Here is a 9,762-nt window from a genome sequence, read left to right as displayed (position 1 = left end):
AACAGGTGACGGGCCGGAGCACCCGGGGCTCTTCTCGCCCCGGGGCTGCGAGGTGAAGATGACGGCCGTGTACGGCTCGGGCGTCTCGGCGATGCTCACGAGCGGTCCCCGCCCACGGCGGCCAGGGCCTCGGTGCCGGGCTCGAGGGGCAGCCGCAGGGCGCGTACGGCGAACGAGATCGCGTGGTACCAGCCGGCGAGCAGGGTCAGCTCGACTGCGGCGTCCTCGCCGGTCGCGCCGATCAGCGCGACCCAGGTCACGTCACTGATGTCGGCACCCGCGTGCAGCTCGTCCACCGCCCGAAGAACCGCGCGGTCGGTCGGCGTCCAGCAGGGGTCGTCGGGCAGGCCATGGGCGAGCGAGGCGAGCTGTGCCGGATCGAGCTCGGCCTTCTCGGCGAAGTGGGCGACATGGACGCCCCATTCGTAGTCGGCTCCACAGAGTGCCGTGGTGCGGTCGATGACCAGCTCGCGCTGCCGCAGGGTCAGCGCCGAGCGCCGGGAGAAGTAGTGGCGGCCCCAGCCCGCCACGCCGCGAGCCAGCTCGGGACGCCTCGCCATGACGCGGAAGAGCTGGATCGGCGGACCGAGGAGGTCCAGGGCGGCCTGGGTGTCCTCGTCGTAAGGCGGGTGCACAGGGTCGACCCGAGGCTGCTTCGATTTCAGAGGCATGGCCTGGATGCTAGCGTCGGCGCTTCGGAAAGGAAAGCAAATATGACGACACCCATGCCTGGCCGCCCGGTCCGAGGCTCCCGGACCGGACGGCCGATCATGGTGCTCCTCGACCTGTTGGGTCGCCGCTGGGCGCTCCGGGTCCTGTGGGAGCTGCGCGAGGGGCAGGCCATGACCTTCCGCGAGCTGCAGCACGCCGCGGGCGGGATGTCCTCGAGCGTGCTGACCGCTCGGCTCCATGAGCTGAGCGAGGCCGGCCTGGTGACCCATGCCGGCGGCTACGACCTCACCGACGACGGCAGGAGCCTGCTCGACCTGATGGCGCCCCTGGACGCCTGGGCCGAGGAGTGGTCCGCAGACCACTGACCGCACCCTTACGGCGAGCCCGGTGGCGCGCTCGCACAGGGATTCGAGACAATGCCCCTTATGGCACGCGGCAAGACCACCCAGGATCTCCCCGACGACTTCGAGGAGCACATCCTCGACACCGACATCGGGGAGGAGATGCGGTCCTCCTTCCTGGAGTACTCCTACTCCGTCATCTACTCCCGGGCGCTGCCCGACGCCCGCGACGGCCTCAAGCCCGTGCAGCGCCGGATCCTGTTCACGATGAACGACATGGGCGTACGTCCCGACCGCGGCCACGTGAAGTGTGCCCGCATCGTCGGTGAGGTGATGGGCAAGCTGCACCCGCACGGTGACGGCGCGATCTACGACGCGCTCGTGCGGATGGCGCAGCCGTGGGCCATGCGGCTGCCGATGATCGACGGGCACGGCAACTTCGGCTCCCCCGGCGGCGACGACCCCGCTGCGGCGATGCGTTACACCGAGGCCCGGATGGGCCCGGCCGCGCTGGCGATGACCGATGACATCAAGGAAGACACGGTCGACTTCCGGCCCAACTACGACTCGCGGGAGATGGAGCCGAGCGTGCTCCCCGCGGCGATCCCCAACCTGCTGGTCAACGGCGCCACGGGCATCGCGGTCGGTATGGCCACCAACATGGCCCCGCACAACCTGATCGAGGTCATCGCCGCCGCGCGCCACCTGATCAAGCACCCGGGCGCCGAGCTCGACACGCTGATGAAGTTCATCCCCGGCCCCGACCTCCCCACCGGCGGCACCATCGTCGGCCTGGACGGGATCCGGGATGCGTACGAGACCGGCCGAGGCTCCTTCAAGATCCGCGCCACCACGCGGATCGAGACGTTCGGGCGCCGCAAGGGCATCGTGATCACCGAGCTGCCGTTCAACATCGGCACCGAGAAGATCATCGAGCGGGTCAAGACGCTGGTGCAGTCCAAGAAGATCCAGGGCATCGCCGACCTCAAGGACCTCACCGACCGTCAGCACGGCACCCGCCTCGTCATCGAGGTCAAGAACGGGTTCGTGCCCGAGGCCGTGCTCGAGCAGCTCTACAAGATGACGCCCCTGGAGGACTCCTTCGGCATCAACAACGTCGCGCTCGTCGATGGCCAGCCGCGCACCCTCGGCCTCAAGGAGCTGCTCGAGGTCTTCCTCGGCCACCGCTACGACGTCGTCCGCCGCCGTTCGCAGTTCCGCCGCGACAAGGCCGCCGACCGGCTGCACCTGGTCGAGGGTCTGCTGATCGCGATCCTCGACATCGACGAGGTCATCCAGCTGATCCGCGCCTCCGACAACGCCGGCGAGGCTCGCGAGCGCCTGATGTCGGTCTTCGACCTGAGCCAGCCGCAGGCGGAGTACATCCTCGACATGGCCCTGCGCCGGCTGACGAAGTTCTCCAAGATCGAGCTGGAGAAGGAGCGCGACGAGCTGCAGGCCACCATCGAATACCTCGACTCGATCCTCGGCGACGACGAGATGCTCCGGAAGGTCGTCTCCGACGAGCTCGCCGAGGTGGCCAAGACGTTCGGTACGCCACGCCGCACCGTGCTCCTGGCCTCGGCCGGGACCCCGGCGCTGGAGGCGATGAGCCTCGAGGTCGCCGACGACCCGTGCTTCGCGCTGCTCTCCTCGACCGGGCTGCTGGCGCGCTCCTCCGACGCCGAGCCGTTCTCCACGGGGTCGGCGCGAGCCAACCACGACGTGATCGTCTCGGTGGTCCCGGCGACCGTCCGAGGCCAGATCGGCGTGCTCACCTCCCGCGGCCGTCTCGTACGTCTCGGGGTGCTCGACCTGCCGGCGATGCCGCCGACCGCCGGTGACCCGAACCTGTCCGGCGGCCTGCCGCTGTCCGCGCTGCTCTCGCTGGAGTCCGACGAGCGCGCACTGGCGCTGACCACGCTGGCCACCGACGGACCGGGCATCGCGCTCGGCACCCGCCTCGGTGTCGTGAAGAGGGTCAACCCCGAGGTGCTGCTCAACAAGGACGAGTGGGAGGTCATCAAGCTGGCCGACGGCGACGAGGTCGTCGGCGCGGCTCAGCTGCGCACCGGCACCGAGTCGCTGGTCTTCGTCACCTCCGACGCCCAGCTCCTCCACTTCCCCGCCGACACGGTGCGCCCGCAGGGCCGCAGCGCCGGCGGCATGGCCGGGGTCCGGATGGCCCACGGGTCCAAGGTCGTCTTCTTCGGCGTCGTCTCCCCCGACGCCCCCGAGGGTGCCGCGGTCGTCACCGTCGCCGGGTCCTCGAGCGCTCTGCCCGGCACCGAGACCGGCAGCGTGAAGACCACGCCGTTCAGCGAGTTCCCGGCCAAGGGCCGGGCCACCGGCGGCGTACGCGCTCACCGGTATCTCAAGGGTGAGGACTCGATCGTCTTCGCCTGGGTCGGTGCCGCCCCAGCAATGGCGGCTGCAGCGTCGGGCGCACCGATCGACCTGCCCGAGATCGACCCCCGCCGCGACGGCTCCGGAGTCCCACTCGAGCAGCCCATCGACGCCGTAGCCGGCCCCCCTCGCCCACAGATAATCCGCCGAGACGTCGATTTCTGACCGCGAGGAGTCAGTTTCTGACCGCGAGGAGTCGATTCTCCGACGTCAGGAATCGACTCCTCGACGTCAGGAATCGACCCGTCGACGTCAGGAACCGACCCCTCGGCGTCAGGAATCGACTCCTCGGCGTCAGCGCAGCGCGATGGGGTTCACTGGCGCACCTACGGCCCCGGTGACTCGCAGCGGTGCGGCGGTGAGCAGGAAGTCGTAGCGGCCGTCCGCAGCACAGGCGGAGGCCAGGCCGTCGAGGTCCCACATCTCACCCAGGAACAGCCCGAGGTGCGGGATCGCGACCTGGTGGAGGGGCTGGAAGGCGTCGTCGAACTCGTTGGGCCGCACCTCGAAGCCCCAGGTGTCGGTGGCGATCGCGGCGATCTCGGTGCGGTGCAGCCAGTCGGCGGTGGTGAACGACAGGCCGGGCGCCGGTCCCCCGGCATAGCCGCCCCAGCCCTCGCCCGCCGCGAGGCCGCGGCGGGCCCGGGTGAGCTGGCCGGTGCGTACGACGACGATGTCGCCGCGTCCCACGGCCGATCCCTGCGCGGCGATCGTGCGCTCCAGGTGCTCCTCGGTGATCGCGAAGCCGTCGGGGAGCTCGCCGTCCGTGCCGAGCTCCGTGTCGAGCTCTGCGCCGAGTGCGCGGCCGACGTCGAGCAGCACCCCGCGGCCGCAGACCACGTCGGCGACCGTCTCGATCCCGGTGACGCCGTCGCCCAGCGAGGTCACGACCGACTCCGCCGGGCGGCCGTTCCAGGCCCGCCCGTGGTCGAAGATGTGGCCCAGCCCGTCCCACTGGGTCGAGCACTGCAGCGGCATCGCGATGACGTCGTCGGCGCCGCCGATCCCGTGCGGGAAGCCCTGGACACCGGCGACCGCGTCGGTGCCGGTGTCGAGCATGGTGTGCACCGGGTTCGTACGCCGCCGCCAGCCGTTCTGCGGCCCGTCCATGTCGAAGGGCAGCGAGAGCGAGTAGGACCGGCCGGTCCGCACCAGCCCCGCGGCCTCGACCCGCTTGGTGTCGGTGAGGAAGTTCATCGTGCCGCGGACGTCGTCCTCGCCCCAGCGTCCCCAGTTGGAGACCCGGGCGACCGTCTTCGCGATCTCACCCTCGGGATCGGTGCGGTCCAACCCCGTCATGACGCGTCCAGCTCGGCGAAGGTGTCCGCGACCCAGTCGGCGACGAAGCCCATGACGTGCGGCAGGTGGTCCAGTCCGATGTGCTCGGTGGCGCCCTCCTCGGGTGTGAAGATCCGCAGCTCTCGCTTGGGACTGCTGACCGCCTGGTCGTAGGACCGGTGCGCATAGGACAGCGGGATCTGGCGGTCGTTCTCGCCGTGGGCGATCAGGAACGGCACGGTGATCTTCTCGACCACACCGTCGAGCTTGATCGACTCGGCAAACTCGATGAACGTGTCGATGTCGGGCTGACCCCACACCCACAGCACGTGGTCCCAGTAGTGCGGCACCGGGTTCTCGCCCTCGCGGTCGAGCCGGCGCTTCTGCACCGCGCCCCAGTCGTGGTTGGCACCCCAGGCCACGCACAGCGCCAGCCGCTTCTCGAACGCCGCCGCGCGGGGCGCGTAGTAGCCCCCGAGCGACCAGCCCACGAGCCCGATCCGGTCGGCGCGTACGTCCGAGCGCGTCTCGAGCCAGTCGACGCAGGCCGCGGCCCAGGCCTCGGTGTCCACGCGCGCGGTGAGACCGTCCAGGCGCAGCGCCTCCCCGGCACCACCGCAATCGACCATCAGCGTGGAGATGCCGCGGGCGGCCAGCTCGGTGTGGACCCCCGCGCTGACCATCATCTCCTTGGTCGAGTCGAGGCCGTTCCACACGATCATCACCGGCGCCGGTTCGCCGTCGCGGCCGGCCGGGTGGAAGTAGGCGGGCAGGCTGGTCTCGCGGCCGTTCTCGACGTACGGGATGGCGACCTTCGTCGTCGGCTGGTCGAGCAGCTCGAAGGAGCGGACGAGCAGGTCGACGCTGCGCTGGTACTCGGCGTTGCGGCCGGGGTCCTTCGCGCTCTGCATCCGCTCGGCCTGGGAGACGTAGACGGAGGCGCGGAAGAGCTTCTGCCCGGCCGTACGCCGGTGGCCGGCCTTCTCGGCCTCGCCGGCCTGCTCCTCGAGCTGGTCGGCGACGCGCCGCCAGGCGGCCATGAACTCGGCGGTGCCGACGTCGGAGCCCTGCGCGGCCAGCTCGCGCAGCGGCCGGCAGGCGCGGTCGACCTCGTCGATCAGGCCGCCGGAGTTGAGCGTGGCGACCACGCCCAGGTTCCAGACGTAGTTGCCGGGAAAGTACTCGAACATCTCATGTCCTCTTGGTTGTGATGGATCTCAGCGCAGGGCGTCGGAGACGGCCTTGGCGCCGGCATGGGAGGCGGCCCCGCCGTCGACGGGGAGCTCGGCGCCGGTGACGTACGCCGCCCCGTCGCCGAGCAGGAAGACCACGACCGACGCGACCTCCTCGGGCGTGCCGACGCGGCCGAGCGGGGTGGCGGCGACCGAGGCGTCGCGGAACGCAGCGGGCGCGGAGGCGGTCATGGCGGTCTCGATGAAGCCGGGGTGGACGGCGTTGACGCGGATCCCCCGCTCCCCCAGCTCGAGCGCCGCGGTGTGCGTGAGCCCGCGAACGGCCCACTTGCTGGTGGTGTAGGCCACCGGGTAGTGCCCCTGCAGGGCGGCGAGCGACCCGATGGTGACGATCGATCCGCCGGCCGGCATCAGCGGCGCGAGCGCCTGGATCCCGAGCAACGGCCCGAGCACGTTGACGTCGTGGGCGTCCCGCATGTCGGCGACGCTCGCGGCACCGACCCGGGCCCGCCGGGTCACGCCGGCACAGCTCACCAGCCCGTGCACCGGCCCGGCGAGCTCGGCGGCCAGCTCCGCCCAGCTGTCCTCGTCACGCACATCGAAGGTTCGGACGCCGGATGCGGCCTCGCGGTCGAGGCCGACCACGGTCCCGCCCGCCGCGGTCACGGCGGACGCCACGGCGGCCCCGATCCCGGAGGCCGCTCCGGTGACGACGACCGTGCGTCCGGCCAGCCCGCTCATCGGGCCACCGGGTCGTGGCGGCACGCCGGCGGCAGCTCGGGCGCGGGTGGTGCGATCGCGACGGTGTTGGCGAGCGTGCCGATGCCCTCGACCTCGAGGGTGACCACGTCTCCCGGCTGCAGCGGCTTCGGCTCCTGCACGCCACGACGGCCCCAGAGCTCGGCCAGGCACCCGCCGTTGCCGACGGTGCCCGAGCCGAGGACGTCACCGGCGACCACGCGGGAGTCGCGGGAGGCGTACGCGATCATCGTCTCGAAGGTCCAGCCCATGTTCGAGAGGCGGTCGCGGCCGACCTCCGTGCCGTTGACCGACACCGTGCACAGCAGGTCGAGGAAGCCGTCCTCGTCCCGGTACGGCTCCAGCTCGTCGGCGGTCACGATCCACGGCCCGAGCGTGGTCGCGAAGTCCTTGCCCTTGGCCGGCCCGAGACCGACCTGCATCTCGCGGCCCTGCAGGTCGCGGGCCGACCAGTCGTTGAGGATCGTGTAGCCGAAGACGTACGTCCCGGCCTCCTCGGACGCGACCGACCGGCCCTCGGCGCCGACGACGACGGCGACCTCCAGCTCGAAGTCCCGGGCCTCGCAGGACGCCGGGAACGGGACCTCGGCATCCGGCCCCAGGATCGCGTGCGGGTTGGTGAAGTAGAAGGCCGGGGCGTCGTACCAGGCACCGGGGACCCCGGCCGCGCCGTCGACCGAGCGGCGTACGCCCTCGACGTGCTCCTCGAAGGCGACGAAGTCGCGGACCGAGGCCGGCTCGAGCGGCGCCAGCAGCTGGACCTCGGCGAGGTCGAAGGGGGTCGCCGCGCGGGCGTGGTCGGCGGCACGGTCGAGCACGTCGCGCCCGGCGGCGATCAGCGAGCGCATGGAGTGCCGGACGGCGAACGGGTGCAGGGCGTCGCCGGTGACCAGCCCGACACGCGGCAGCTTCAGGTCCGGGTCGCGGAAGGTGGCGAGCTTCATCGTCCCTCCTCAGACCGGCGGGGCGACGAAGACGCCCTTGTCCGGGTCGTTGAAGGACTTGCCGGCGATCAGCTCGTTCATCGGGTTGGCGGTGCCCCACTGGTCGGTGACCTCGGGGTCGCTGAAGTCGTAGAGGTGCGGGTGCCAGGTGTCCTCGGCGAGCTCCTCGAGCTCGGTGGTGTACTCGATGGTGTTGCCGTGCGGGTCGAGGAAGTAGCTGAAGGTGTTGTTGCCGGCCAGGTGCCGCCCCGGCCCCCAGATCTTCTCCACGCCGGCGCGCAGCAGCCGTCCGGTGCCGCGCATGTACTCGTCCAGGCCGCGCATCTCGAAGGAGGCGTGGTGCAGCGCGACGTGCGGACCGCGGGCGATCGCGAGGCTGTGGTGGAAGGTGTTCGTACGCAGGAACCACATCATCGAGCCCAGCCGCGGGTGCATCAGGGTGTCGGAGAGCGCGAAGCCGAGGTGGCGCTGGTAGAACGCCACGGTCTGCTCGGGGTTCGGCGAGTTGATGACGACGTGAGAGAGCTTGACCGGGACCGACTCCCCCTCCTCGATCCTGCGATGTTGACGCACGGCAACATCGCAGGAGACCTCGACCGTACGCCCGTCGTTGTCGAAGAAGCGGAAGCCGTAGCCGCCGCCCGGGGTGAGCACCGGGCCGGGCTCGCTGACGAGCTGCACGCCGGCGCGACCGAGCCGCTCGGCCATCGCGTCGACGTCGGCCGGGCTGGCCGCACCGAAGGCGATCAGGTCCAGGCGCTTGTCGTCGGAGCGGCGCAGGCGCACGGAGTACTGCTCCGGGGAGCCCTCGGCGGCCAGGAACGCCAGGCCGGAGTCGGTGGTCTCCGCCTTGAGCTTCCAGGTGCTCGTGTAGAACTCCAGCTGCCGCTCGTAGTCGGGCACGGCCAGGTCGACGTGGCGCAGGTGGGTGATGAGCCGCTCGGCGGGCGGAGTCTCGGCGGCGGGGTCGATGATGGTCACGGTGTTCTCCTTCGTGAGGCAGGTTCGTGAGACAGGTGGTCAGGCCGGGTCGCTGACGAGGGCGGCGACGCGGGCCATCAGGCCGGGTACGTCACCGCGCTCGTGCGCCTTCAGCCAGGTGCAGAGCTGGAGCGAGGCCTCGACGACGGCCTTCGCGCGCGGCAGCCGGCGCTCGGTGAACGCGGGCCAGACGGCGTCCAGATCGTCGAGACCGGTGAGGAGCTCGCCGAGAACGGCGGCGTCCTCGAGCGCCTGAGCCGCGCCCTGGGCCATGGTCGGCGGGCAGCTGTGCGCGGCGTCGCCGATGATCACGACCCTGCCCCGGTTCCACGGGCCGTCGACGACGTGGCTCTCGAAGTGGGTGTGGTTCACCCGCTCGGCATCGGTCAGGGAGGCGCGGATCTCGTCCCACGGCCCGTGGTACGCCTCGGCGAGCTCGCGCATCACCGCCAGGCCCTCCGCCGGCGAGAGGTCGGCCCGGTCCTGGGCCGGCTCGACGACGTAGGCGTAGAGGCTCTCCTCCGACGTCGGGCAGTAGCCGGCGATGTAGGAGGGGCCGCCGTAGAAGAGGTCGGTGCGGGTGACCTCGGCCGGTCGACGGGTGAAGGCGCGCCAGATCCCCATCCCGACCGGCTCGGGCTCGACGTCGATGCCGATCGCCCGACGGGTCCAGGACCGCACCCCGTCGGCGCCGACGACGAGGTCGTAACGACCGTGGGACCCGTCCGCGAAGGTGACGTCGACGCCGGTCTCGTCCTGCTCGATGCCGGCCGGCGTGACCCCGAAGCGCACCTTGGCGCCGGCCGCGGCGGCCCGGTCGGTCAGGATCCGGGCGAGCGCGGGGCGGTACATCCCCACCGTCGCCGGCAGGTCCGGCCCGCCGGTGCGGTGGTCCTCGAGCTCGACCAGCAGGCTCCCGGCCGGGTCGGGCGCGCGCAGGCCGAGGGTGTCGTAGCCGTAGCCCTCCGTCCGCACCTGCTCCCACACGCCGAGATCGCGCAGCACCCGCAGCGCGTTGCCCTGCAAGGTGATCCCCGAGCCGAGGGCGGAGAGGTCCGGCTTGGCGTCGACGAGGTCGACCGAGACGCCGCGCTCGGCGAGCAGGATCGCGGTCGCCGTCCCGGCGGTTCCGGCGCCGATGACGAGAACCGAGCTGATGGCGGGCATGAGATCTCCCAGGAAGTGCGG

Annotated in this window: 9 protein-coding genes; 2 read left to right on the top strand and 7 right to left on the bottom strand. The window is 71.4% G+C overall.

The genetic code is table 11. The features are described from left to right. Positions 1 to 95 precede the first annotated feature (95 nt). Entirely contained in the window at positions 96 to 671 is a 576-nt protein-coding gene (locus tag UG56_RS07010) for a carboxymuconolactone decarboxylase family protein (protein ID WP_045549605.1), read from the bottom strand. 42 nt (positions 672 to 713) lie between these two features. Between UG56_RS07010 and UG56_RS07005 the strand changes: the two genes are divergently transcribed. Continuing rightward, positions 714 to 1,037 (top strand): winged helix-turn-helix transcriptional regulator, encoded by a 324-nt coding sequence (locus UG56_RS07005; protein ID WP_045549606.1) that lies wholly within the window; start codon positions 714 to 716, stop codon positions 1,035 to 1,037. Positions 1,038 to 1,097: 60 nt separating this feature from the next. After that, the gene (locus UG56_RS07000; RefSeq protein WP_045549607.1) at positions 1,098 to 3,584 is read left to right on the top strand and encodes a DNA gyrase/topoisomerase IV subunit A; all 2,487 of its coding nucleotides are present in this window, start codon (positions 1,098 to 1,100) and stop codon (positions 3,582 to 3,584) included. 129 nt (positions 3,585 to 3,713) lie between these two features. Here the strand turns inward: UG56_RS07000 and UG56_RS06995 are convergent, their stop codons facing one another. Genes UG56_RS06995 through UG56_RS06970 form a run of 6 tightly spaced genes read right to left on the bottom strand, consistent with a single transcriptional unit; the run spans position 3,714 to position 9,741 of the window. Further along, the gene (locus UG56_RS06995; protein WP_045549608.1) at positions 3,714 to 4,718 is read right to left on the bottom strand and encodes a cyclase family protein; all 1,005 of its coding nucleotides are present in this window, start codon (positions 4,716 to 4,718) and stop codon (positions 3,714 to 3,716) included. Continuing rightward, complete coding sequence (locus tag UG56_RS06990; protein WP_045549609.1) at positions 4,715 to 5,887, bottom strand: alpha/beta hydrolase family protein; 1,173 nt, start codon at positions 5,885 to 5,887, stop codon at positions 4,715 to 4,717. The genes UG56_RS06995 and UG56_RS06990 overlap by 4 nt, the downstream gene beginning before the upstream one ends. 27 nt (positions 5,888 to 5,914) lie before the next feature. Beyond that, complete coding sequence (locus tag UG56_RS06985) at positions 5,915 to 6,631, bottom strand: SDR family NAD(P)-dependent oxidoreductase (protein ID WP_071326926.1); 717 nt, start codon at positions 6,629 to 6,631, stop codon at positions 5,915 to 5,917. Further along, a complete protein-coding gene (locus UG56_RS06980) occupies positions 6,628 to 7,593 on the bottom strand; it encodes a fumarylacetoacetate hydrolase family protein (RefSeq protein WP_045550593.1) in 966 nt (321 codons plus the stop codon). Before UG56_RS06980 ends, UG56_RS06985 begins: the two co-directional genes overlap by 4 nt. 9 nt (positions 7,594 to 7,602) lie before the next feature. Then, positions 7,603 to 8,574 carry a VOC family protein gene (locus tag UG56_RS06975; RefSeq protein ID WP_256206478.1) on the bottom strand — a complete coding sequence of 324 codons (972 nt, stop codon included), beginning with the start codon at positions 8,572 to 8,574 and terminating at the stop codon, positions 7,603 to 7,605. A gap of 39 nt (positions 8,575 to 8,613) precedes the next feature. Continuing rightward, positions 8,614 to 9,741, bottom strand: a complete 1,128-nt coding sequence (locus UG56_RS06970; protein WP_045550594.1) for an FAD-dependent monooxygenase — start codon at positions 9,739 to 9,741, stop codon at positions 8,614 to 8,616. Positions 9,742 to 9,762: the final 21 nt, after the last annotated feature.

Source organism: Nocardioides luteus (assembly GCF_000960475.2).
GTDB lineage: Bacteria > Actinomycetota > Actinomycetes > Propionibacteriales > Nocardioidaceae > Nocardioides > Nocardioides luteus_A.
Note: the sequence above shows the minus strand (reverse complement) of the source record. Positions and strands in the feature narration are given on the sequence as shown.

Bases quoted from the DNA above. Each gene is read 5' to 3' on its own strand.
- UG56_RS06980 (WP_045550593.1), bottom strand. From the start codon at position 7,593: ATGAAGCTCGCCACCTTCCGCGACCCGGACCTGAAGCTGCCGCGTGTC.
- UG56_RS06990 (WP_045549609.1), bottom strand. From the start codon at position 5,887: ATGTTCGAGTACTTTCCCGGCAACTACGTCTGGAACCTGGGCGTGGTC.
- UG56_RS06970 (WP_045550594.1), bottom strand. From the start codon at position 9,741: ATGCCCGCCATCAGCTCGGTTCTCGTCATCGGCGCCGGAACCGCCGGG.
- UG56_RS07005 (WP_045549606.1), top strand. From the start codon at position 714: ATGACGACACCCATGCCTGGCCGCCCGGTCCGAGGCTCCCGGACCGGA.
- UG56_RS07000 (WP_045549607.1), top strand. From the start codon at position 1,098: ATGGCACGCGGCAAGACCACCCAGGATCTCCCCGACGACTTCGAGGAG.
- UG56_RS06995 (WP_045549608.1), bottom strand. From the start codon at position 4,718: ATGACGGGGTTGGACCGCACCGATCCCGAGGGTGAGATCGCGAAGACG.
- UG56_RS07010 (WP_045549605.1), bottom strand. From the start codon at position 671: ATGCCTCTGAAATCGAAGCAGCCTCGGGTCGACCCTGTGCACCCGCCT.
- UG56_RS06985 (WP_071326926.1), bottom strand. From the start codon at position 6,631: ATGAGCGGGCTGGCCGGACGCACGGTCGTCGTCACCGGAGCGGCCTCC.